We start from the raw sequence: 22,686 nt of genomic DNA on the forward strand, positions 1-22,686 counted from the left end.
AACACCATACGATTAAAAACAGCCGCTAGCAACAGCTCTAAAATAAAAACTATTGCCAACGGCTGCTAATAATAAGGATATGACCAAAATAATGACTCAATCTTTAAAAGACCAAGCCTTCAAGGCTGATACCGCATTTGATAATGGGCTTAGCGCTGCAAATAATCAAACACCCGCGAAACGGGTTGGTATTTTAGGCGGCGGCACAGCAGGTGCGACGATAGCCATACGACTTGCGGCGCTTGGACTTGAGACCTATATACTTGAAAAGAAAACCTCGCTTATCGATGGCCCGCCCATGTGCCATCTGCACGCGGGTGGCAACTTATACCGTGAGATTCCAGATGAAGACTGTGTAGCGCTGCTAGAGCAATGTATCGATATCTTGCGCCTCTACCCTTATACCATCGACGTGCGTCCGACAGTTTTTGCAGTGCCGACTCGTGATGACGGCACGCCCGAGGATTTGCTACCGCGTCTCGATATTTTAACCAACGCTTATCGTGAGCTGATTGAACGTGATGTTAATAATAAAGTTTTGGGTGAGCCTGAAGAATACTACCAGCTCTACAGCCAAGAGCAGCTGATTGAGCTATCAGAGCGTGAACAAGTGGCGGTGCCAACCTGCGTTGATGAATGGATGATACCGGTTGCCAAATATTTGGATTTAAATAAAGTTAAATATCCGCTCATTGTAGTTCAGGAATACGGCTGGAATATCTTTCGTCTAGCCGCTTCAGCGCAGTTGGCGCTCGAAGGCTATGATAACGCTCATGTTTACACGGATACCCGAGTTCAGCAAGTAGTAGCGGTTGGGTGTGAGAATTGTACCAATGCCGATCACCATGTGGTGAAATGGCGTATCGATTATCAGCAAAATGCTAATCAAAACAGCGAAGAGAATAAGACAAACGACTTTGACGGCTCTGAAACTCAGTCTATTGAGGTCGATTATCTGGTCAATGCTTGCGGTTTTCGTACCGGTATCATTGATGATATGGTTGGGGTTGATGTCAAGCGCATGGTTGAGTTTAAGTCCTCTTATATTACTCATTGGGATGATGCCGGTGGTCAGATTCCAGAGATTATTATCTATGGGCAGCGTGGCACCCCTGATGGTATGGCGCAGTTAACCCCTTATCCAGGCGGCTATTTTCAGATTCACGGTATGAGTAAAGACATTACTTTATTCGATGATGGATTAGTAGCATCTTCCACAGCCAGCGCCCAGCCCAAGCTGCCAGCTGAATACTTGCATTATATCGAAGATGGCTGGGATAAAGCCCCACTACAAGCGCGTAGCCAGCAGTCGATCAATTATGTGGCCGAATTCGTCCCGACTTTTAATAGTGCTCGCACCGTTGGTAACGCTCTGTATGGTGGTCAACAAATTCCGGGAGAGGATGATACCTTACGGGTGGCTGATGTGAGCTTGTACCCCAATCTTAGTTATGCGCGCGCCGAAAACGTCAAAGCGTCCTCAACCTTGATTGCCGCTGATGAGATTGTCAGTCAATTAATAGAGTTAGGACTATTAGATAACAATTCGACGGCTAATCACCACCGCTATCATCATGAATGGGACTATCTCGTTCATAATGATAGCACTACTATCGACAATGTTGCCCGCAAACTGGCAGGCGAACGTGGATTTCCGCTAGCAATGGCAGGCGTTAATCATAGCATCCGTGAGATAGCGTTAGATGACTTGACTCCGATTCAGGGTTAACGCTAGCTTCAACATCTCCTTATGTCTTATTAGTGATTACTAAAACCAAAAGGGAGCAAATAACCCATTACTGGCTATTTGCTCCCTTTTTTATACCCCTTAATAGTGCTTAAAGCATCAACTTAACGCTTATTCCCAGCCATTTTGTCGGTATCAACCTCATCGTCAATTTTGACAATCTTATGCAATAAATCAACGGCTTCGTCGATAGTATTGCAAACAATCAACCGATCGAGGTCTTGCTGCTTCATAAAACCTTGCTCAGCGGTGAATTTCAAATGCTCAATCAGACGGTCATAAAACCCATTGATATTAAGGATAATCATTGGTTTTTCGTGTTGATATAGCTGCCGCCAAGTCGCAATTTCCATGATCTCTTCTAAAGTACCGAGTCCACCTGGGAGGGTAATAAAAGCGTCGGCATACTCTGCCATTACTGTCTTACGGGTGTGCATAGTATCGGTGAAATGCAAGCGTGTCAGCCCCTGATGCGCTATCTCATGCTTGAGCATAAAGGTTGGAATTACCCCAACTGCTTCGGCGCCGCCATCAATGACTTCATCGGCTACTGCGCCCATTAAACCAATACTAGCGCCGCCATAAACCAAACCCAAGTGATTACGCGCTAAAGCCCGACCCAGCTCGCGTGCGGCAGCCTCATAAAGCTCACCATTACCCAAACGTGAGCCACAATAAACGGCAACTAGCGGCATAGTAAGACTTGATCTATCTACCGCCTTTTCAATATGCGCAATATCTTGCCCGGTTAATACCTCATAAGTTTGATTATTAATTTTCATTTGCATATAACGCCCTTAATTTTACTTAGTTTAGCCTTTGAGTGGTTTATCTAAATTATTTTTGCTAATTTATAGCGTTGAATAGACCGTGTTGACCCGCCATTCTTAATATCTTCTTGTTACTTATAATAGAGAGAGATAATATTTTGTATCTACTATTATTGGATTACTCTTTTCAGTATTTATCTTAACATAAGCCGTGCTATTACATATTAGCCATCGTGCCATCATATAATAGCGGCGATTTAGCACTACGCAGTAACTACATTTTGTAAGTTAATAAAAACGATAAAGTCTATCAAATTAAAGGAAGAACATGTCTAATAATCATACCTTATCGGCAGCAGGCCAGCAGAGCCAGAGTAACGATACGCATTCATTAACTCCAATAACCATTATCAACGAGCGTAATCAACCCTTAGCAGCCACCATTTATCGTCCTAACAATGCGGTAAAAAAAGCGGTAATGATTGCGCCTGCAACCGGTATCAGGCGTCAGTTTTATCACAGCTTTGCTAGCTTTTTGGCCAATCAAGGTTTTGGAGTCATTACCTTTGACAATGAAGGTATTAGCGAGTCGCTCACTACCGATTTGGCTAAATCTGATGCCTCCTTAGTAAGCTGGGGACGTCATGATATGCCAGCCGTCCTTGATACTCTACAACAGGAGTTTGCAGACGCCAGTTATCATCTGCTTGGTCATAGTGCGGGTGGTCAGCTCATTGGACTGATGCCCAACTATAAAGTCATCGACTCCGTGTTCAATGTGGCGTGCTCATCAGGACAAATCAAAAATATGGCTATGCCTTATAAAGCCAAAGCGATGGGCTTTATGGATGTATTTATTCCTCTGGGTAACTTAATCTTAGGCTACACGCCCGCTGATAAAATCGGCATGGGTGAGCCGTTACCTCGCAGTGTGGCTCGGCAATGGCGTGAGTGGTGTAATGGCGCCGGCTACATAAAAACCGTGTTGGGCAAAACCATTCATAACCATTTCTATAATGAGATTGATATGCCCGCACTGTGGCTGGGCTTTAGTGATGACGATATCGCCAATAGTAAAAATATGGATGACATGATAAGGGTCTTCCCGCAAATGCCAGTAGAAAAAAGGTTTTTACACCCAAAGGATTTTGGTCTTAATCATATCGGTCATATGCGTTATTTTAGTAGTAAAACCTACGCCAAAGCACCGGAGCTTTGGCAAATGGCGGTGGATTGGTTAAATAAAAACCAAACTACTCCCTAAACGATAAGTCACTTTTTTCAGCCTCTAAACGTTTATTCAAAGCTGAATAAAGTGACGGCTGCAGATTGTGAATATTACCCAGCATCCATTTTACATAGCCGATGGGCACTTCTTTGATTAGCTGACCTTTATATTTGCCAAAAGGCATTTTGCTAATGGGATGGGCAGTGTTGGAAATGGTATGAGCTGCGGCAAAATCAGTCGGCTCAATCTCTAAACGCTCGCAGCACGCTTTATACAGCAGATAACACATGCGTGCATCCCCTAACGCATCGTGAGCGGCGATGGTCATTTGATTGGCCTCAGCCTTACCTAGTAATTGTTCGATACATTTAGACTGACTATAATAACGCCACTCTGGAAAGGCCACGCGCGCCAATCTCACAGTGCAAATCAGCTTGGTAGAGGGTCTACCAATTACTCGCCAATCGAAGCGTATATTGTGGCCGATAAGGTACTCTGGCAGCTCAAACTGCGCCAACTCAAAGCGCTCAAGACCGGCGACATCAGCATCAGTGATGCCATGAATTTTAATCACAACGGGTGATATCGAGCGACCACTATTAAAATATTTCATCCACTCAAAACCGGTAGCCACGTTGATAGTTGCTACCTGAATAGGCCGTGGGTCACGCCCTTGGTCAGTTTCGGTGTCGATAATAAGCGCGGTGGCAGGGTTGTTCATAAATCAAAACCGTTATAAGCTAAAAGGTGAGTCATAGCAGAACCTATATAATATAGAATTAACACAGAATGAAATTGATAAGTTGATATCAACTATAAACAATCATGCGACTCAAAACTATTTGAGTAACAGAGACATTAATGCCAACTAACCAACAAGGTCAGCCGTCAAAACCATCGCTTTTTAGCCGTTTGGTAAGCCTAGCTATCAGAGCAGTTATATTGATGGCTTTGTTGTTTGTGCTCGATAAGCTACTACCTGATATTAGCCAACAAACCCAGTCTTTTATCATAGCAAAATGGCAGCAGCTTAGTCTTATGCAGCAAGAGCTACCTACAGAGAATAGTCTGCCCAGCCCATTACCCGGGCAGCACTTGACAGACACTTGGGGCGCGGCACGTAGTCAAGGCCGTAGTCATGAGGGTATCGATATATTTGCGGATCGTGGCACCCCGATTCAAGCCACCACGCAAGGTATTGTTAGAAGAGTTGGTCATAATAACTTAGGCGGCCGCGTCGTCGTCATCGTCGGGCCTGGCGGTGCGGGGCATTATTATGCGCATTTGGAAGATTATGCTGATATTGAGCCCAATGACTGGGTTGATGTGGGTGACACGATCGGCTATGTCGGGGATAGCGGTAATGCTAAAGGGACACCGCCGCACGTGCATTATGGTATCTATATTAACGGGCAAGCGGTCAACCCTTATCCCTTACTGATAAAGCCTGAATAGCTTAAACTTATATGCACCTGACTCTCAACTTAATATGAATGTTTTTAAGCTGGGTTAAAAACCCAGCCTACGTCAAAAAAGCTAGCTAGTTGAGAGTGGGTTTATATGTCTAATAATTTACACTTCTAATATAAAATTTAGCGGCCCATCATTGATACTTTCTACTTGCATATTCGCGCCAAATTGACCACTAGCAATATTGATATACTGGGTTTGAGCATAGGCAACCATCTCATTAAATAAAACCTCTGCCTTATCAGGTGCCATCGCCGCGCCAAAGTCAGGGCGGCGGCCTTTATCGGTCTTGGCCATCAAAGTAAACTGCGGTATCAATAACAGCCCGCCCTCTACCTGCTGCAAGTTCAGGTCCAACTTGCCTAATTTATCAATATCGGCTGTATTTTCAAAAATGCGATAAGTGAGAATCTTATCCACCATACGCTGAACACTTTGTAGATTATCCTCATGTCCTAAGCCAATATAAGCCAGCACGCCATACTCAATAGCACCCACACAATGCCCTTCTACCTTCACATTGGCGGTATTAACTCGTTGAATAAGTGCTTTCACTCCTTTCCTCCGTAGCAGATTATGAACAGACGCTGATAAGCGGTTCATGATAAAATACTAATATTCATTTGTTTGTTTATATTCTTATTCTAAAAATACTGGTAGCTTTATTATGACTTTATTTACTACTATGCAGCACCTTGTCCCGCAAAAAAAACTCAGTGAGGTTGCTGGACGCTTAGCTGCGAGCCGTCATCCTGTCGTTAAAAAGACCTTTATACGCAGCTTTGCAAAGGCTTACGGGGTTAGCTTAGATGAATATGAGCGCCAAAGCCTTAATGCTTACGAAAGCTTTAATGACTTTTTTACTCGAGAATTAAAAGATAATGCACGCCCCATCGATAGTACCCCAAATGCGATAACCAGTCCGGCCGATGGGGTGATATCGCAGCTGGGACAAATTGATAAAAATAAACTACTACAAGCCAAAGGTCGCCATTATGATATTGGCCAGTTGCTGGCAGATAGCGCTGATGCAGAGTTGTTCACTGACGGCAGCTTTGCGACGGTTTATCTAGCCCCGAGCAATTACCACCGTGTTCACATGCCCTTTGATGGCATCTTGACTAAGACTCGTTATGTTCCCGGCACTCTGTTTTCGGTCAATAATAACACTGCTGCCAATGTACCGGATCTATTTGCCCGCAATGAGCGTTTGGTGTGCCTGTTTGATACCCAGTATGGTCCAGCGGCGGTGGTTATGGTTGGCGCCATGATTGTTGCGGGTATCGAAACCGTTGCTACCGGCAGAATCATTCGTAAAGATGATATTCAAGAATCCCCGCACAGTATGAAACTGGCAAAAGGGGATGAGCTTGGGCGTTTTTACTTAGGCTCAACCGCAATTGTAGTGATGCCCAAAGCGGCAAAAACCGACTGGCTAGAGGGTTTACATGCCGATAGTGTGGTGCAGATGGGGCAGTTATTAGGCACAGCTAAGGCTTAGCGGTTTATGCGTTAAGCTTAGCAAAACTCATAAACTCAAACTTGAAACTTAGTCATCAATCAACCAGCCTTGCTGGGTAGCATACTCAATTTGTGCCGCTAGCCAAAGGTGTACCTCAGGAAAAGTATCGGCGATAAAAGCATGAGCTCCAGCCACTTGTGAGCGCTTGATACCAAGCTCTATCCACGTTTTACCTTGGGTATTTATATTCAGTAAAAAAGGCAGTAGCCGATCGACTACTTTTAGGAGTTGCGCCTCGATGCTATTGCCTGTTTCCTGCGCTTCCCAAATCTCACTTAAGTTATCAATCCCATTACCTTGCTGCGCTTGCAGCCGTGCGATCCCGTCACGCTCTTTGATATGCGCATGACTGCGGGCGCTAGCATATAAAAAGGTATCGCCAGCGTCAATCTCACCCAAATCGTGCACCAAGGCCATTTTTAGTAAGGTTTCAAGATTCACGTCCAACTCAAATAATTCAGCTATCGACCAACAAGCCATTGCCAGATGCCATGAATGTTCGGCTGAGTTCTCTACTCGCACCCTACCAGCATCATTTGCGGTGATGTGATTACGACGATTGACATGTTTTAACGCATCAAGCTCTAATAGAAAGTCAGTTATGTTGCTCATGTCAATATGGCGATTGGTTTTATTAGTTTTGATTACTTTATCAGTTATAGCAGAAAGGGTGGTTGCCATTAGAAAGCCTATTTATAGTCAGTATTGTAATGCGAGCTAAGGTATCGCTATCAGCGTTTTTAGTCAAACAATACCCATAAAAAATGGGACTAATTCTAGCCAACACTCTTTCTAAGAGTAAACTAAAACTAACCCACCTTTTAGCAACTATAAGCCAAATTTCAAGCAAGAGCGCTAATAACGAAAGTGATGATGAATAGGATAAGCAAACAAGATGTTTTCCTCTTGAGTGCCCCGTCCGATATTATGAATAATTAATGGTGTGCCATCAGCAGCTTTATGATTTGAAACGATTCCTATATGCGGTAGATTGCCATTCGGCAAACGCCAAGTCACGATATCGCCCGTTTTAAAACTATTTTTATCAGTGGTGGATAGTGACTGCCCATAACGCTCAAAAAATGCTTCTAAATTGGGTACACGGCGATGGTCGATATTCCTATCAGTTGATTTCAGCCCCCAGTTCTTTGGATAGGCTGACCAATTTGACTTCATATCAACGTTGACCCGCTGTTGCAGATCAATATTTTGCAAACGATAAGCGCGAACAATGACATCGGTACAAACGCCCGTATTTTGCGGCACATCGCCGCGCGGAAATTCAAGGTTACGATAGGCAGGATCATAACTGACCGTTACCCCGATTTGCTTTTTGGCATCTAGAGCTAACTTACTCCCGCTACTAATAGGGCTTGCAGCGTTGACTGGTTGTATCAACATTACTGAAAACACAGTTATTAAAAGGTATTTTAAGCCGTACTGCTTTGCCCTTGCCCTATTCATTACATTACCTTGATTATATTGCTTTCTGGCTTAGCTAGCTTTATTGAGGCTGGCGAAGAATGAGAATGCGCTAGCTTTATTTTTACTTATCTTAAAACCTTCTCATTTAATCGATAGGATGTTTGGACTATTGAGTGTTTTTACTGCTTAGCCAAACTATTACTATTACTTAATCAAATTACTAATGGTTTTGAACGCTGGGTCTTTACTACTTCGACACAGCTCAAACAAGATTGATTCAACAGTGCTAATCACCCCGCCAGCACGGCGAATACGGCGAATGGCTTGCTTTTTATCATAAGGGAACCTTGAGCCAACCGCATCACCAATGATAACTGGCTGCATGCCGTTATCAAGCAAATCAAGCGCAGTTTGCATAACACAAACGTGGGCTTCGGTTCCGAATAATAAGACAATACTACGATTTTGCTGGGCAAGGTGATTCCATGAGTCATCATTATCACAGGCACTAAAAGTGACTTTCTCAAAGCTCTTATTATTTGTATCGTCTAACAGGTCGTATATCTCAGGTAGCGTTTCACCCAGACCTTTTTTGTATTGTTCGTTGAGCATAATGGGGACGTCTAACGCTTGTAAGCCTTTAATCAAGGTCGTTATCTTTTTGACGATATTCTCGTTATCAAAGATATGGGGCGTCAAGCGCTCTTGCACATCGATGAGCATGGCTTGGGTGTTTTCACGGACGATACGATAGGTGCGATCAGTAATCATGGTAGGCATAGTACACTCCTTGTACGGCTACAGCGGCGCGCTATAGACTGCTGTGTTGTGAATTTATACTTTGTAAATTTTTTATATAAGCTCTCTTATTTAGTCACAGTTTAATGAAGGCGTCAATGAGATAAGCTCTCTTAATAAAAGAAAAAGGCTCTACAATTAATGTAAAACCTTTGTTTTTCAATTTAAGTCTATATATTTTCGTTATCTTAAGTTAACGTCTAACCTTATCTGAACACCATACCGCCATCGGTAAGAATCGTTTGTCCGGTGATATAGTCTGCATCCTTCGATGCTAAAAATGAAACTAAGTTTGCGACATCTTCAGGCTGCTGAGGACGACCTACTAAGATTCCACCTGTAAACTCGTTCCATGCCTGCTTTGGCTCATAGCCTTTATGATCGACGAACGCTTGATCGATGCGCTCCCACATCGGCGTATCAGCGACTCCTGGGCAATAAGCATTGACTCGAATATCATACTCAGCCAACTCTTTCGCAGTGGCGTAAGTAAAAGAGCGTACCGCAAATTTAGTAGCGCAGTACAGACTCAACATCTCATAGGACTCATGACCGGCAATACTACAAGCATTTATGATCTTGCCGACACCATCTTGCTGCTTCATCTGCTCAGCAGCCGCTTGCGTACCGAAGATGACTCCTTTTATATTAACATTGAATAGTTTATCGATTTCAGACTCTTCAATATCTAGAAAAGGTGCTACCGACTCGACGCCAGCGTTATTAACGAAGACATCTATCTGACCGAACTTATCTACCGCCTGTTTTACTAAGTTAAACTGATCATCCCGACTTGAGACATCGCCTACTACCGCAGTAACCTCAAAACCAGAATCTCTAAGTTTCTTTTCTGCTTGTTTGAGATTCTCTTTATCAATATCATGCAATACGATTTTGAAACCGTCATTGGCTAATCGTGTTGCAATAGAATTCCCTAATCCTACTGCTGAACCCGTAATAACCGCCACTTTTTTAGGGGTTGATGTTGTTTCATTAGCTGACATAATTGACTCCTTGTTTTTATGATTTAGTATTGAGATATGTTCTTAAAGCATAACACTTTCATAATCAACTATTGTCGAAAAACCAACAACATACACCAAAAAGCCCCCAATCGTTACAATTGGAGGCTTAGCTATTAAACGTAAAAAGCTATTTCATCACTAGAAAGCAATAAATCTTACACACGCTCAATAACCGTAGCAATACCTTGACCGAGACCGATACACATAGTGGCTAGACCAATCTCAGTATCCATCTGCTCCATAGCGTTTAGCAAGGTCACCGTAATACGTGCGCCTGAACAGCCTAGTGGATGACCTAAGGCAATGGCGCCACCATTGATATTGACGATATCTTGCTTATCTTGCAGGTTCATAGCTTTTAGTACAGATAAGCTTTGCGCCGCAAAGGCTTCGTTCAGCTCGATAGTTTGAATATCATCAAGGCTCATGCCAGCACGTTTAAGTGCTTTTTGGCTGGCGGGTACTGGACCATAACCCATAATAGCCGCGTCACAACCGGCAATAGCCATACTGCGAATGCGTGCCCGTGGCTTCAGACCTAAGTCTTTGGCCTTTTGCGCGCTCATAACCAGCATTGCTGAGGCACCATCAGATAGAGCTGATGAAGTCGCTGCAGTGACCGTACCACCTTTAGGATCAAAGGCTGGACGTAGTTTTTGCATTTGCTCGATAGTAGCATCCGGACGAATCACTTCATCAACGGTACAAAGCTGCAGGCGACCCGCTTCATCATGGCCTTCGATACCGACTATTTCATTATCAAAACGGCCTTCAGTAGTCGCCTCCCAAGCTCGGCGATGCGACTCAAGACCAAAAGCATCTTGCTCTTCGCGGCTAACGTTATTCATACGGCCGAGCATCTCAGCGGTCAAGCCCATCATGTTTGAGGCTTTAGCATAATGCTTGGAAGCCTCAGGGTTCAAATCAACGCCGTGCATCATCCCGACGTGACCCATGTGCTCGACACCACCAATGATGAAGGTATCACCTTGATTGGTCATGATTTGTGCAGCCGCAGTGTGCAGCGCTTGCATTGATGAGCCGCATAGACGGTTAACCGTTTGACCGCCGGTAGTCTTGGGAATACCTGCTAGTAAACCGATATTGCGACCGATGTTCAGACCTTGCTCTAGGGTTTGGTTAACACAGCCCCAAATAATGTCTTCAACATCTTTTGGATCAAAGTCATTGCGCTCAACTAGTGCACGTACCAACTCAGCTGATAAGCTATCAGCACGCACATGGCGGAACATACCGTTTTTTGATTTACCCATCGCTGAGCGTACACCGTCTACGATGACTACGTCTTTTGGACTTAAAGTTGTCATACTATCTTCCTTTTAATTTTTTATTGTCAGTAGCCGTAGGCGCTTTATGATGATTATCAATAGTCATCTACCACAGAGCGCGTACGGCACTTATCCTAATATGCTATATATAGATACGAGCCTTATTATGCTGTTGGGTAAAAGGTCTCACCAGCAGCTGCCATATCACGAATCTTTTGCGGGGCTTCATAGGCTTTGCCAAGATGAGCATACTTTTCACATAGCGCTAAGTAGTTCTCTAGACCCATCTGATCGATGTAACGGCAAGGACCACCACGGAATGGTGGGAAACCAACGCCCATAATCATCGCCATATCAGCCTCAGCAGGGGTATCTACGATATTATCTTCTAAGCAGCGTACAGTTTCATTACAGAAAGCCAGCATAGTGCGGTCGATAATCGTTTGATCATCGAATTCTTGCTTGTCGCTATCCGTAGTGGTTTTTAGCAGCTCATAAGTGGCTTCATCAGCAACTTTTTTCGGCTTACCACGCTTGTCAGTCTCATATTTATAGAAACCAACACCGTTTTTCTGACCCAAACGCTCATTTTCATACAGATGCTCGATGGCACCTTTATAGTCAGGCTTCATGCGATCAGGGAAACCTTCCGCCATCACTTCTGCGCCGTGCACACCGGTATCCAAACCGACCACGTCGATTAGATAAGCTGGGCCCATTGGCCAGCCGAATTTTTCCATAACTTTGTCAACATGGACGAAGTCAGCGCCTTCTTTAAGCAATAAATCAAACGCACCAAAGTACGGGAATAACACACGGTTCACAAGGAAGCCTGGGCAATCATTAACCACAACCGGTACTTTACCCATTTTGCTAGCTAGCGCCACGGTAGTAGCGATGGCTTCTTCAGATGATTTCTCACCACGAATGACTTCGACCAGTGGCATACGATGTACTGGGTTAAAGAAGTGCATACCCACGAAGTTCTCAGGACGCTCAAGCACCGTTGCTAAATGGGTGATAGAAATAGTCGAGGTGTTAGAGGCTAGAATCGCATCTTTCTTCACCAACCCTTCTACTTCTTTGAGTACGGCGTGCTTAACTTTTGGATTCTCTACCACCGCTTCGATAACGATATCAGTTTCAGCAAAGTCGCCATAATTCAAAGTAGGACGAATACGGCTTAGGGTTTCGCCCATTTTTGCTGGGGTCATTCTGCCGCGATCGACCATTTTACCTAACAGCTTGCTGGCCTCGCCCATACCCAAATCTAATTGCTCAGATTTGATGTCTTTCATAATGATTGGCAAGCCTTTGCTCGCCGCTTGATAAGCGATACCGCCGCCCATGATACCGGCACCTAATACAGCGGCTTCATTGATATCGTGCGCTTGCTTGCTGTGTTTTTTGGCTAGTTTTTTGACCAGTTGATCGTTTAAGAATAGACCAACCAAGCTCTCCGCCTGTGGGGTTTTGGCTGCTTTGGCGAAATAAGTCGCTTCAACTTCGATAGCTTTATCACGGGGCAGATTAACGTGCTTTTCGATAGCTTCGATAGCTAAAGCTGGCGCCGGATATTGCTTTGGATTGGCTTTGGCAAAGATCATACCTTTAGCACTGTTGAATGCCATCGCTTGCTCAAGCTGGTTTAGTTTAACTGGGTTTAGCTTCTCTTCACGCTTCGCTTGCCAATCAAGCTCACCTGAGATGCACTTTTTAACCAAGTCAACGGCCGCATCTTGTAGATCGTCAGCAGCGACAGTAGCGTCAACCAAGCCTAATTTTAGCGCTTCTAGTGGCTTTTTAGGTTTACCAGTGGCAATTAATTCAAGCGCATTATCGATACCGATGACACGGGTACTACGTACCGTACCGCCAAACCCTGGGAAGATACCTAATTGAGTTTCTGGCAGACCAATCGTAGCTTTTTCGCTCATAACGCGGTATTCACAAACCAGCGTCATCTCACAACCACCGCCCAGTGCGGCACCATTAATTGCGGCAACTTTTGGGAACGGCAGGTCTTCAAAACGATTGAAATCGTTGTTAATATTAATAACCCAGTCTTTGATCTCATTCTCTGGCTGCTTAAAAGAACCTACGAACTCAGTGATGTCAGCACCAGCAATAAATACGCCTTTAGCTGAAGTGACGATCAAACCTTTAACGTCGTCAGCCTTTTCTAAAGCGCTGATGGCTTCACCAAATTGCTTATTGGTTTCAGCATCAAATTTGTTCACGCTTTCGTTTTCGGCATTGTACTGCATATTGGCAATGCCATCCTCTAGCATGCTTACAGTGATGCGATTTCCTTGATATACCATTTGGAACTCCTTGCTGTATAGTAAAAATTACATAATAAAAGCTACTTCTAAAAGTAAAATGAGTAGCTGGTTATGGGTAGTAGAACAGTTAATAACACGGTTAATAGGTAAGCTTATTGGATTAATAGCTTAGCCTATTAAACAGTGATAAAGTTTTTATTATTCAGCGCCACATGCAGCGCTGCCTTGTTATATGAAGTAGGTGGCTTTAGTTAAATGACAACTAATATTAACCAGTCAACCGATAACGGGCTTTAACCAACTGATAGCTCATAAGTAGTCTACAGCTAGCCTGTATCGCTAATTAGTGTAGGGGATTATGCCCCCCGCTGTCACAAGCTAATACCAGACTCGTAAGTCACTCTTAAATTCATAGCCGCTATTTATCTTATGATAAGTCCATTTTATGGTTTAACTAGCGTCTGTTAACAATCCAAAATATTCATTTTAAGTTATTTGCTAATCCCTTTATCAAAACATATTCAGCGCCTAAGTTAAATCACCAATACGTAACCAAAACGAACAACCCGCAAAGTAAGCGTGCAAGCCTTATCTGCTATCATGCTAAACTAGCAAGAAATCTGTTTTTATCGCTACTTTATCTATTCACCTTTTGGTTGGTTGAGTTATGTCTGTTTCTTCTTTGCCGCGTTTCACCCCTTTTAATACTTTTGAGCAATTTCATAGCGCCTTACGTGCCCAGCTGGCACAAGACATCGAGGTGCTATTTGCCTATGCTAATTTACCTAGTCCATTGGCAGAGGCTTGTCGTTATGTGATGACCGGACAAGGCAAACTGGTAAGACCATTGTTGGTTGCTAGTAGCTTTGCTAGTAGTACCGCAAATATTGATAATACTATTAATGAAAATGCCCATAAAAGTACGGATACCATAAATCTGCCAGATACGGCTATCGATAATGATTTAATCACGCTTTTAGACGATGATTCACGCTACGATATGTGCCGGCGAGCGGCATTAGCCGTGGAGTTATTGCACACCTATTCGTTGGTACATGATGATCTGCCTTGTATGGATGACGACGATTTGCGCCGTGGACAGCCAACCGCTCACATTGTCTTTGACGAAGCTACAGCGTTATTGGCAGGGGATATGCTACAGACCTTAGCCTTTGAAGTATTAACTGCTGAAATGCCAACCTTTGCGCCCTTTGATGCAGAAATAGCCAGCAAATTATCAGCGGTATTTGCGCCACGAGCTCGGCGCATGGTCGCCGGTCAAATGCTAGACCTAAATGCTGAAGCAAGTAGCGATATTACCCAAACGGACTTGGAGGCTATCCACCGTGACAAAACTGGCGCTTTGATTGAAGCAGCAATGCTGATGGGCGGGATTTGTGCAGGTGCAACTGCGCCGCAGCGCATGGCTCTAGAAGACTGTGCTCAGCATATCGGTCTCGCCTTTCAGGTGCAGGATGATATTTTAGATGTCACTACCAGCACCGACGCTTTGGGTAAACCTGCCGGCAGTGACGAAAAGCTGGATAAATCGACCTACGTTAAATTTATGGGCGTAGACGCCGCCAAAGACTACGCCCAATCGCTATTCGATGAAGGGCGTAATGCCGTTACTCGTGAGCTTGGCGGCAACAAGGATAGCAATGTGCTGCTGGCGTTGATAGAGTGGCTTTGGGCAAGGAAAAAATAGATCTTATCCAACCAACTATAATATAGTCAGTTGAAAGTAAAACGGTTATGTAGATTTAAACGTACTGCTGAACGCTAACGCTTTTGAAGCGACTCAACTATAATTAAAAATGGTAATAAGCACCCTAAATGAACACTATCCCCTCCCCGTGTATTTACCTTGGCACTGGCGGCTATAGCGACACTGACCTGCTCGGCACGCTTTACCCAAAAGGCACCAAAAAGGCGGACTTTCTGCGCGAGTATGCTAAGCAATACGGCGCCGTCGAGATTAATAGCAGCTTTTATGCGCCTATCGGTCAAAAAGCCTTTGCGGGTATGGTCAATAAGGCTTATGTGCAAGCCGATAGTGAACTCAAATTTGCAGTGAAACTACATCAAGACTTTACTCATGCTAGGAAGGGCACAAGCGAGCATGCGCAAGCTTTTCTCAATGCTTTAATGCCTTTAATAAAAGCGGATTGTCTTGCACCCCTACTACTTCAGTTCCCTCACGGTTTTGATCGCACCCGCCAGCACCGGCTTTATCTTGCCAATTTGGTCAGCTGGTTTCAAGATTATCCGCTGGCAGTCGAGTTTCGCCACAATGGCTGGCATACCCCGCAAGTTGTTGATAGCTTCAAGGAGCAAGGTCTAATTTGGTGTAGCGTTGATTACCCCAAAGTCAGTGGATTACCACCGTCGAGATTGATCTTTACCCAACGTACCGGTTATTTGCGTATGCATGGCAATAATCTAAACTGGTGGGATGCCATGAGCGCCGCCGACCGCCACGATTATCGCTACACTGAGGTGGAAATGCAGGACTGGGCACAAGCGATTGCCAATCAGCGCCAGCATTTTGATACTTTATATATATTCTTCCAGAATACAGTTAACGCGCATGCTTATTATAATATTGCGATGTTAAGAGAGGCGTTAATCGCGCATAACTTTGAAGTGTTGTAGGGTGTCGCCTTGCGCACCTTTAAAACTACAATATTAATGCTTAATAATCTAACAAATATCGCTGCGTAGGGTGCGGTTAGTTTTATCAAATCCTCGTAGAGAATGCAGATAAAGCGTAACCCACCGTTTTGAGATTCTAATTAACTTTAATGAAAAATCCTATTTAAAGTATTTTCCTTGCAAGCCTAACGAAGCAGTGCTCCGTTTTTACGGCTCTCAGGTTACGCTGCGCTAACCACACCCTACAACCACTTCCAAAATCAAACCAAAAAAAAAGGACGCCTCTCAGCGTCCTTTTTTATTAATCAAATACTTAAGTTTTAAATATTACTCTTCAACACCAGCATCTTGACCTTTATACTTCGCATTCGCGTAGTCCCAGTTCACTAGCTTGTCTAGGAACGTGTCAACATAGTCAGGACGACGGTTGCGATAATCGATGTAGTACGCATGTTCCCACACGTCACAAGTTAGTACCGCTACTTGACCGTGAGCTAATGGGTTATCAGCGTTGCCAGTCTTAGCGATAGACAGTTTGCCGCCTACTTTGTCAGCAACTAGCCATGCCCAACCTGAACCAAACTGTGACGTTGCTGCGTTTTTGAACTCTTCACGGAACTTCTCATAGCTACCAAAATCTTCTTCGATTTTGCCTTTTAGATCGCCTGTTGGCTCACCGCCACCATTTTTTGGCGTCATGCAGTTCCAGTAGAATGTATGGTTCCATACTTGCGCTGCTTGGTTGAACATCGTTTGCTTGCTGTCATCTTTCGCAGTCGCTTCGATGATCTCTGGCAATGTCTTGCCTTCTAAACCTGAACCCGGTAGCAACTCATTAAGCTTATTAACGTAAGCAGCATGGTGCTTGTCGTGGTGATATTCTAGCGTTTCAGCACTGATATGTGGCTCTAACGCATCTTTTGCATAAGGTAGTTCTGGTAAATTAATCTTTGACATAGTTATTTTATCCTTTATTTTGTCCTTGCTCGTTTAGCCCAGTTTATGATGTTTGGATGATATTGCAATCATGCAACAACGCATAATATCGGACTAAATTGGCTGAGTTTATTGTTGATGAATAAGGGTTATCGCTTTATGTGCTTGCGCACACTGTGATAAAGCTAACTTGAAAAACATAGTTAACTTTAGATTCACAAGCTATAAGCTATCATTCACTGTAGCTTGCCGACTAGTATAACAAAAGGGCGGATGAATATCCGTTACCGAATGTTATAGAGCGTATCATCGGTGCTATTAGCTATTCTAGGGTTAGCCGTTTAAAATAGCCAATAAATATTATTAAAGCCTTATATTACGGAATATCATCTATGCGTAGTTCTTTGTCTCAGCAGCACTCTCAAAACTCTTTATCTAAACACCCCTCAGCTCAAAAATGGGTACTTGCTAGCAACAATAAAGGTAAGCTTGCGGAGTTTAAACGATTATTTGCCGCCGCTAACTTAGACGTGACTATTATGCCGCAAGGTGAGCTTAATATCGAAGATGCTATTGAAGATGGTTTGAGCTTTGTGGAAAATGCCATTATAAAAGCACGTCATGCCAGCCGTAGCAGTGGCCTGCCCGCTATCGCTGATGATTCAGGCTTGTGTGTACCAGCTTTGGGTAATGCACCGGGGATTCATTCGGCACGCTATGCGGGTGTCCACGGCGATGATGCCAAAAATAACGCCAAACTTATCGAAGACTTACAACCTATACGAGTGCAAAACCCCAACACTTCCATAAAAGGGATGTTCGTCTGCGTATTGGCTATGGTGCGTCATGCCGACGACCCACTGCCCATCATAGCCCAAGGCTTATGGCAGGGCGAGATATTGGAAGCACCAATGGGTGATGGCGGCTTTGGCTATGATCCATTATTTTGGTTACCTGAATTAAAATCAACCGCCGCTAGCATGAGCGCTACTGACAAAAACAAAATGAGCCATCGCGGGCAAGCCATGGCACAGCTATTACAGTCGATTCAGCTCAAAAGTAACACGTGACGGTTAGCATAAATAATTGACTCCTTATAAAACAGATAATTTTTACTTTAATTAACAGATAGATTATACTGTTCTACTTTTGAAATTTTATTATTAGCTACTATTTATCCCTTTTACTCATCCTAAAGCTATATTGGGGTTTAGTGGTGGTTTATTACTGATACTCAATGAAGGCTATCGGTAATGTGGTTGGTGATTGCCAAACGCATTATTTATCTCATAATTGGATACCGATTACGGCTTATTGATATCCCCTATTCATTCCAGCGGCAATCAACATAATGCGTAGGTATTTGCAGCGCGATTGCCAATTATTTTAATCCTAAAGGTGTAACTAACATGGCCACAGATTTACAAATCACCACCAACAAGTTATCTGATAAAGAAACTCAGCTGACCGTTAAAGTTCCTGTCGAAAAAATTCAGAACAAAGTCGAAGGACGTATCAGCCAAGTTGCGAGAACCGCTAAAATTGATGGTTTCCGTAAAGGCAAAGTACCCATGTCGCATATCCGCTCACAGTATGGCGCTGGCATTCAGCAAGAAGTCATCAACGATGTGATCCGTGACACCGTATTTGAAGCCATTAAAGCCGAAGACATCCGCGCTGTAGGTATGCCAAACATTGATGATGTTAAACTTGAAGACGATTTCTTAGTTTATCAAGCGACCGTTGAGATCTTCCCAGAAGTTGAAGTACAAGGTATCGATGAGATCGAAGTTGAGCGTCATACCGCTACTGTCAATGACGAAGATGTCGATACTATGATCGAAAACTTACAAAAGCAGCGTGCTGAGTTCGTTGAGAAAAAAGGTATGGCTGCCAAAGACAACCAAGTTACTTTTGACTTTGAAGGCTCAATCGATGGCGAGAAGTTTGAAGGCGGCAGTGCCGAAGACTTTAAACTTATTATCGGTAGCAACCAGATGATTCCAGGCTTTGAAGCCGGTATCAAAGGTATGAAAGCTGGCGAAGAAAAAGTCATCGACGTGACCTTTCCAGAAGACTATCAAGCAGAGAACTTGGCCGGTAAAGAAGCCCAGTTCAAAATCAATGTAAAACTAGTGGAAAGATCTAAACTACCTGAAATCGACGATGAGTTCCTTGAGCTGTTCGGCGTGACTGAAGGTGGCGTTGAGAAGTTAAAAGAAGACGTGCGTAAAAACATGGAACGCGAGATTAAAAATGCAGCGCGTAGCCAAGTTAAGCAAGCTGCTTTTGACGCCCTACTAGAAAAGAACGAGTTTGACGTCCCAAGTGCGATGCTAGAGCAAGAGATTGAGCGTCAGCGCAATATGATGATGCAGCGTTTTGCCCAGCAGTTCGGCGGCAACACCGATGCTTTCGATAAAGACATGCTGCCAAATGAACTGTTTGAAGAGCAAGCGCTACGTGCTGCCCGTCTTGGTATCATCGTTGCTCGTCTAATCGACACCAAAGGCATCGAAGTGGATCAAGATCGCGTAGAGAACTTCATCAAAGAAGCCGCTGAGAACTACGAAGATCCAGCAGAAGTTATCGAGTACTATACCAATGATCAGCAGCAACGTGCCAACATTGAGTCTGTAGTGCTAGAAGACCAAGTCGTTGATTATATTATCGATCAAGGTAAAGTAACCGATAAAGAAGTCAGCTATCAAGATCTATTAGCCGCTCAGCAGCAGCAAGCTATGTAAGTTAGCATTTTTTGTACTGAGGTTTAAAAATATTTTTAAGCCTTAATATCAGATTAACAACTTATCAATGCCCTAACCCTATTGTTAGGGCATTTTTTATGGTGATTACTGGCCTAGCCCTTGATAAGTGCAGACAGACCCCTTATTAAGAGGGGATAATTTATTATTTTTCACATTAAAACGTTATTATTGTTATCCTAAAAAAGTTACCATAACCACATTTATTATTGGCTGGTCTACCATACCATTATACTTATTAAATCAATTTTTAAATCCTTACTTATAAATTTATCAATAGGACCTTTCTATGACAGATTATGATCGCATTACCGCTAACCCGCATTTTGATATGCTGATGAGTGCCCACAATGAAACTCAAGGCGCGCAAAATATTCAAAGCGCTTTAGTTCCGATGGTGGTTGAGCAGTCTTCACGCGGTGAACGCTCATTCGATATTTTCTCACGCCTACTCCGTGAGCGTGTTATCTTTTTGACCGGTCAGGTTGAAGACCACATGGCTAACCTTATCGTAGCGCAGTTGCTATTCTTAGAAGCTGAAAACCCTGACAAAGATATTCATTTATATATCAACTCGCCAGGCGGTTCAGTGAGCGCCGGTTTGGCTATCTTTGATACGATGAACTTTATCAAACCTGAAGTTTCTACCATTTGTATGGGCGGTGCTTATAGCATGGGCTCATTCTTGTTAGCCGCAGGCGAAAAAGGCAAACGTTATGCCCTGGCCAACTCGCGCGTGATGATTCATCAGCCTTCAGGCGGCGCTCAAGGTCAAGCTACCGATATCGAGATTAACGCCCGCGAGATTCTAAAAACTCGTGCTCGCTTAAATGAGATTTTGGCTGAGCGTACGGGTCAACCTTTAGAGAAAATCGAAAAAGACGTTGAGCGTGACTTTTGGTTAGATGCTAAAGAAGCTAAAGAATACGGTTTAGTTGACGAAGTACTTGAGCGTCGTCCTACGTCGTTATAAGGTATAAAGAAGTTAAAGGCAGGCTGTACTTTAGTTACTAAAGCTTCACTTATTAAAAAGTGTGGTCTGCTAATTTTACTTTCTGTACGCTATAACCGCTCTCTTGCGAGTCAACTAGATAAGATTTAAATTTTAGGAGTGCCTGTATATGGCAGAAGATAAAAACCCGCATTGTTCGTTTTGCGGTAAAGCCAAAAGCGAAGTTGAACAACTCATAGCCGCCGATGACGCCAATATTTGTAACGAGTGTATCGAGCTTTGTACCGACCTAATCGCTGATAGCGCTGACAGTGACGATGATAATGATAGCGAGATTGATACCACTTGGGTGAATAAAAAACTGCCCACCCCCAAAGAGCTACGGGCAAAACTTGATGAGTACGTCATTGGGCAAGATGCGGCCAAAAAAGCTTTGGCAGTAGCGGTTTATAATCATTATAAACGTCTAAAAGTCAGCCAAACTTTAGCCAGTGATAGCAAAAAATCAAAGATTGGCGCTGATGATGCAATGGTTGAATTGGCTAAAAGTAATATCTTACTAATCGGTCCAACCGGCTCTGGTAAAACTTTATTAGCCCAGACCTTAGCACGCTTGCTCGATGTGCCTTTCGCCATGGCAGACGCCACCACCTTAACTGAAGCAGGTTATGTGGGTGAGGATGTCGAGAATATTGTTCAAAAACTATTGCAAGCCTCTGATTATGACGTAAGCAAGGCTGAACAAGGCATCATCTATATTGATGAGATTGATAAAATCAGTAAAAAAGGCGATAACCCTTCTATCACTCGTGACGTTTCAGGTGAAGGGGTGCAACAAGCCCTGCTTAAGCTTATTGAGGGTACGGTTGCTGCTATTCCGCCGCATGGTGGTCGTAAGCATCCGCAGCAAGAGCTTATCCAAGTCGATACCAGCAATATCCTGATTATCGTTGGCGGGGCGTTTGCAGGACTCGATAAAGTCATTCAGCAGCGTACTGAAAAAACCGGCATTGGCTTTAATGCTGATGTGAGCTCAAAAGATGACAGCAAACGCAGCTCAGACTTATTGCAGCAAGTTGAGCCTGAGGATTTGATCAAGTTTGGTCTAATCCCCGAGCTGATCGGTCGTCTGCCAGTATTAGCGGCTTTAGAAGAGCTAGATGAAGAGGCATTGGTGCAAATATTGACCGAGCCCAAGAACGCTTTGGTCAAACAATACAGCTATCTATTCGATATGGAAGGTGCTGAGATTAGCTTTACCAAAGAAGCCTTGGATGCGATTGCCAAAAAGGCTATGGCACGTAAAACAGGGGCTCGTGGTCTACGCTCTATCGTTGAGAATGCGCTACTCGAAACTATGTACGAGCTGCCTTCAATGGAAAACGTCAAGACTGTGCTCGTTGATGAGCAAGTGATTAATGAAGGGAAAGTCCCTAAAATTGCTTAAAATATTATTCTAAGTTATATAGTACATAAAACGGCGTCTGGCTTATCGTATAGCAGACGCCTTTTTTTATGGCTTATTACTTCGATACTCGCTTGGTTATCTTGCAAGCGGCAGCTACTAGTCAGCCGCGCTGCTTGATTAATAATAACGCCAAAATAATGGACGTTATCCAGCGAATTATAATAGCGTCGTTAATCAAGCTAATAAGCTATGGCATAAGCCTAAAGGTAAGAAAAATAGGAAAGATAAGTCCGTTACCCAATCATAGCTATCTAAATCAATCAACTTAGAATACTTAATAAATTGGGCTATGATAATTTTCAGACGTTTTATAACTTTAATTTGGTACAATGATACTATTAGGGCTTAATT

The 22,686-nt window shown here is 43.6% G+C and carries 20 protein-coding genes; 10 read left to right on the plus strand and 10 right to left on the minus strand.

Annotated elements, in window-relative coordinates; all coding sequences use genetic code 11:
- Nucleotides 1-91: 91 nt before the first annotated feature.
- Entirely contained in the window at nucleotides 92-1,729 is a 1,638-nt protein-coding gene (locus tag JMX18_RS08275; RefSeq protein WP_201586741.1) for an FAD-dependent oxidoreductase, read from the plus strand.
- Nucleotides 1,730-1,851: 122 nt separating this feature from the next.
- Here the strand turns inward: JMX18_RS08275 and JMX18_RS08280 are convergent, their stop codons facing one another.
- Nucleotides 1,852-2,535 (minus strand): LOG family protein, encoded by a 684-nt coding sequence (locus JMX18_RS08280; RefSeq protein ID WP_201586743.1) that lies wholly within the window; start codon nucleotides 2,533-2,535, stop codon nucleotides 1,852-1,854.
- A 310-nt stretch (nucleotides 2,536-2,845) separates the two neighbouring features.
- Here JMX18_RS08280 and JMX18_RS08285 point away from each other — a divergent pair, with 310 nt between their 5' ends.
- The gene (locus tag JMX18_RS08285) at nucleotides 2,846-3,781 is read left to right on the plus strand and encodes an alpha/beta hydrolase family protein (protein WP_201586746.1); all 936 of its coding nucleotides are present in this window, start codon (nucleotides 2,846-2,848) and stop codon (nucleotides 3,779-3,781) included.
- Here the strand turns inward: JMX18_RS08285 and JMX18_RS08290 are convergent.
- Nucleotides 3,771-4,466: a putative quorum-sensing-regulated virulence factor gene (locus JMX18_RS08290; RefSeq protein WP_201586747.1), complete on the minus strand. Its 696-nt coding sequence runs from the start codon at nucleotides 4,464-4,466 to the stop codon at nucleotides 3,771-3,773. The two genes, JMX18_RS08285 and JMX18_RS08290, sit on opposite strands and share 11 nt — an antisense overlap.
- A gap of 140 nt (nucleotides 4,467-4,606) precedes the next feature.
- On the opposite strand from JMX18_RS08290, the gene JMX18_RS08295 reads away from it, so the two are divergent.
- Complete coding sequence (locus JMX18_RS08295; protein WP_227674612.1) at nucleotides 4,607-5,200, plus strand: M23 family metallopeptidase; 594 nt, start codon at nucleotides 4,607-4,609, stop codon at nucleotides 5,198-5,200.
- A 117-nt stretch (nucleotides 5,201-5,317) separates the two neighbouring features.
- Here JMX18_RS08295 and dtd read toward each other — a convergent pair whose 3' ends face one another.
- A complete protein-coding gene (dtd, locus tag JMX18_RS08300) occupies nucleotides 5,318-5,770 on the minus strand; it encodes a D-aminoacyl-tRNA deacylase (RefSeq protein ID WP_201586748.1) in 453 nt (150 codons plus the stop codon).
- Nucleotides 5,771-5,882: 112 nt separating this feature from the next.
- Between dtd and asd the strand changes: the two genes are divergently transcribed.
- Nucleotides 5,883-6,716: an archaetidylserine decarboxylase gene (gene asd, locus JMX18_RS08305; RefSeq protein WP_201586749.1), complete on the plus strand. Its 834-nt coding sequence runs from the start codon at nucleotides 5,883-5,885 to the stop codon at nucleotides 6,714-6,716.
- 48 nt (nucleotides 6,717-6,764) lie between these two features.
- Here asd and JMX18_RS08310 read toward each other — a convergent pair whose 3' ends face one another.
- From JMX18_RS08310 to fadB, 6 genes are all read right to left on the minus strand, one after another.
- Entirely contained in the window at nucleotides 6,765-7,418 is a 654-nt protein-coding gene (locus tag JMX18_RS08310) for an HD domain-containing protein (RefSeq protein WP_201586753.1), read from the minus strand.
- 174 nt (nucleotides 7,419-7,592) lie between these two features.
- A complete protein-coding gene (locus tag JMX18_RS08315; protein ID WP_201586755.1) occupies nucleotides 7,593-8,138 on the minus strand; it encodes a DUF1287 domain-containing protein in 546 nt (181 codons plus the stop codon).
- A 228-nt stretch (nucleotides 8,139-8,366) separates the two neighbouring features.
- The gene (locus JMX18_RS08320; RefSeq protein ID WP_201586756.1) at nucleotides 8,367-8,942 is read right to left on the minus strand and encodes an isochorismatase family protein; all 576 of its coding nucleotides are present in this window, start codon (nucleotides 8,940-8,942) and stop codon (nucleotides 8,367-8,369) included.
- 224 nt (nucleotides 8,943-9,166) lie between these two features.
- Nucleotides 9,167-9,964, minus strand: coding sequence for an acetoin reductase (locus tag JMX18_RS08325; protein WP_201586758.1), 798 nt, complete (start codon nucleotides 9,962-9,964; stop codon nucleotides 9,167-9,169).
- Between the two features lie 176 nt (nucleotides 9,965-10,140).
- On the minus strand, nucleotides 10,141-11,313 hold the full coding sequence (gene fadA / locus JMX18_RS08330; protein ID WP_201586765.1) for an acetyl-CoA C-acyltransferase FadA: 1,173 nt from the start codon (nucleotides 11,311-11,313) through the stop codon (nucleotides 10,141-10,143).
- Nucleotides 11,314-11,438: 125 nt separating this feature from the next.
- The gene (gene fadB, locus JMX18_RS08335; RefSeq protein ID WP_201586767.1) at nucleotides 11,439-13,598 is read right to left on the minus strand and encodes a fatty acid oxidation complex subunit alpha FadB; all 2,160 of its coding nucleotides are present in this window, start codon (nucleotides 13,596-13,598) and stop codon (nucleotides 11,439-11,441) included.
- Nucleotides 13,599-14,226: 628 nt separating this feature from the next.
- Between fadB and JMX18_RS08340 the strand changes: the two genes are divergently transcribed.
- Nucleotides 14,227-15,267, plus strand: a complete 1,041-nt coding sequence (locus JMX18_RS08340) for a polyprenyl synthetase family protein (protein WP_201586769.1) — start codon at nucleotides 14,227-14,229, stop codon at nucleotides 15,265-15,267.
- Nucleotides 15,268-15,395: 128 nt separating this feature from the next.
- Nucleotides 15,396-16,214 carry a DUF72 domain-containing protein gene (locus JMX18_RS08345; protein ID WP_201586771.1) on the plus strand — a complete coding sequence of 273 codons (819 nt, stop codon included), beginning with the start codon at nucleotides 15,396-15,398 and terminating at the stop codon, nucleotides 16,212-16,214.
- 327 nt (nucleotides 16,215-16,541) lie between these two features.
- Here JMX18_RS08345 and JMX18_RS08350 read toward each other — a convergent pair whose 3' ends face one another.
- Nucleotides 16,542-17,171 (minus strand): superoxide dismutase, encoded by a 630-nt coding sequence (locus tag JMX18_RS08350; protein ID WP_201586773.1) that lies wholly within the window; start codon nucleotides 17,169-17,171, stop codon nucleotides 16,542-16,544.
- 371 nt (nucleotides 17,172-17,542) lie between these two features.
- On the opposite strand from JMX18_RS08350, the gene rdgB reads away from it, so the two are divergent.
- From rdgB to clpX, 4 genes are all read left to right on the plus strand, one after another.
- Nucleotides 17,543-18,220, plus strand: coding sequence for an RdgB/HAM1 family non-canonical purine NTP pyrophosphatase (gene rdgB, locus JMX18_RS08355; RefSeq protein ID WP_201586779.1), 678 nt, complete (start codon nucleotides 17,543-17,545; stop codon nucleotides 18,218-18,220).
- Nucleotides 18,221-18,559: 339 nt separating this feature from the next.
- Nucleotides 18,560-19,897 (plus strand): trigger factor, encoded by a 1,338-nt coding sequence (gene tig / locus JMX18_RS08360; RefSeq protein ID WP_201586780.1) that lies wholly within the window; start codon nucleotides 18,560-18,562, stop codon nucleotides 19,895-19,897.
- Nucleotides 19,898-20,252: 355 nt separating this feature from the next.
- Nucleotides 20,253-20,888, plus strand: coding sequence for an ATP-dependent Clp endopeptidase proteolytic subunit ClpP (clpP, locus tag JMX18_RS08365; RefSeq protein ID WP_201588297.1), 636 nt, complete (start codon nucleotides 20,253-20,255; stop codon nucleotides 20,886-20,888).
- 148 nt (nucleotides 20,889-21,036) lie between these two features.
- Nucleotides 21,037-22,314 carry an ATP-dependent protease ATP-binding subunit ClpX gene (gene clpX, locus JMX18_RS08370; protein ID WP_201586785.1) on the plus strand — a complete coding sequence of 426 codons (1,278 nt, stop codon included), beginning with the start codon at nucleotides 21,037-21,039 and terminating at the stop codon, nucleotides 22,312-22,314.
- The last annotated feature ends 372 nt before the right edge of the window (nucleotides 22,315-22,686 follow it).

Origin of the sequence: Psychrobacter jeotgali (assembly GCF_904846315.1) — a bacterium.
Classification (GTDB): domain Bacteria; phylum Pseudomonadota; class Gammaproteobacteria; order Pseudomonadales; family Moraxellaceae; genus Psychrobacter; species Psychrobacter jeotgali.

Bases quoted from the DNA above. Each gene is read 5' to 3' on its own strand.
- JMX18_RS08275 (WP_201586741.1), top strand. From the start codon at position 92: ATGACTCAATCTTTAAAAGACCAAGCCTTCAAGGCTGATACCGCATTT.
- JMX18_RS08280 (WP_201586743.1), bottom strand. From the start codon at position 2,535: ATGCAAATGAAAATTAATAATCAAACTTATGAGGTATTAACCGGGCAA.
- JMX18_RS08285 (WP_201586746.1), top strand. From the start codon at position 2,846: ATGTCTAATAATCATACCTTATCGGCAGCAGGCCAGCAGAGCCAGAGT.
- JMX18_RS08290 (WP_201586747.1), bottom strand. From the start codon at position 4,466: ATGAACAACCCTGCCACCGCGCTTATTATCGACACCGAAACTGACCAA.
- JMX18_RS08295 (WP_227674612.1), top strand. From the start codon at position 4,607: ATGCCAACTAACCAACAAGGTCAGCCGTCAAAACCATCGCTTTTTAGC.
- asd (WP_201586749.1), top strand. From the start codon at position 5,883: ATGACTTTATTTACTACTATGCAGCACCTTGTCCCGCAAAAAAAACTC.
- JMX18_RS08310 (WP_201586753.1), bottom strand. From the start codon at position 7,418: ATGGCAACCACCCTTTCTGCTATAACTGATAAAGTAATCAAAACTAAT.
- JMX18_RS08315 (WP_201586755.1), bottom strand. From the start codon at position 8,138: ATGTTGATACAACCAGTCAACGCTGCAAGCCCTATTAGTAGCGGGAGT.
- JMX18_RS08320 (WP_201586756.1), bottom strand. From the start codon at position 8,942: ATGCCTACCATGATTACTGATCGCACCTATCGTATCGTCCGTGAAAAC.
- JMX18_RS08325 (WP_201586758.1), bottom strand. From the start codon at position 9,964: ATGTCAGCTAATGAAACAACATCAACCCCTAAAAAAGTGGCGGTTATT.
- fadA (WP_201586765.1), bottom strand. From the start codon at position 11,313: ATGACAACTTTAAGTCCAAAAGACGTAGTCATCGTAGACGGTGTACGC.
- fadB (WP_201586767.1), bottom strand. From the start codon at position 13,598: ATGGTATATCAAGGAAATCGCATCACTGTAAGCATGCTAGAGGATGGC.
- JMX18_RS08340 (WP_201586769.1), top strand. From the start codon at position 14,227: ATGTCTGTTTCTTCTTTGCCGCGTTTCACCCCTTTTAATACTTTTGAG.
- JMX18_RS08345 (WP_201586771.1), top strand. From the start codon at position 15,396: ATGAACACTATCCCCTCCCCGTGTATTTACCTTGGCACTGGCGGCTAT.
- JMX18_RS08350 (WP_201586773.1), bottom strand. From the start codon at position 17,171: ATGTCAAAGATTAATTTACCAGAACTACCTTATGCAAAAGATGCGTTA.
- rdgB (WP_201586779.1), top strand. From the start codon at position 17,543: ATGCGTAGTTCTTTGTCTCAGCAGCACTCTCAAAACTCTTTATCTAAA.
- tig (WP_201586780.1), top strand. From the start codon at position 18,560: ATGGCCACAGATTTACAAATCACCACCAACAAGTTATCTGATAAAGAA.
- clpP (WP_201588297.1), top strand. From the start codon at position 20,253: ATGAGTGCCCACAATGAAACTCAAGGCGCGCAAAATATTCAAAGCGCT.
- clpX (WP_201586785.1), top strand. From the start codon at position 21,037: ATGGCAGAAGATAAAAACCCGCATTGTTCGTTTTGCGGTAAAGCCAAA.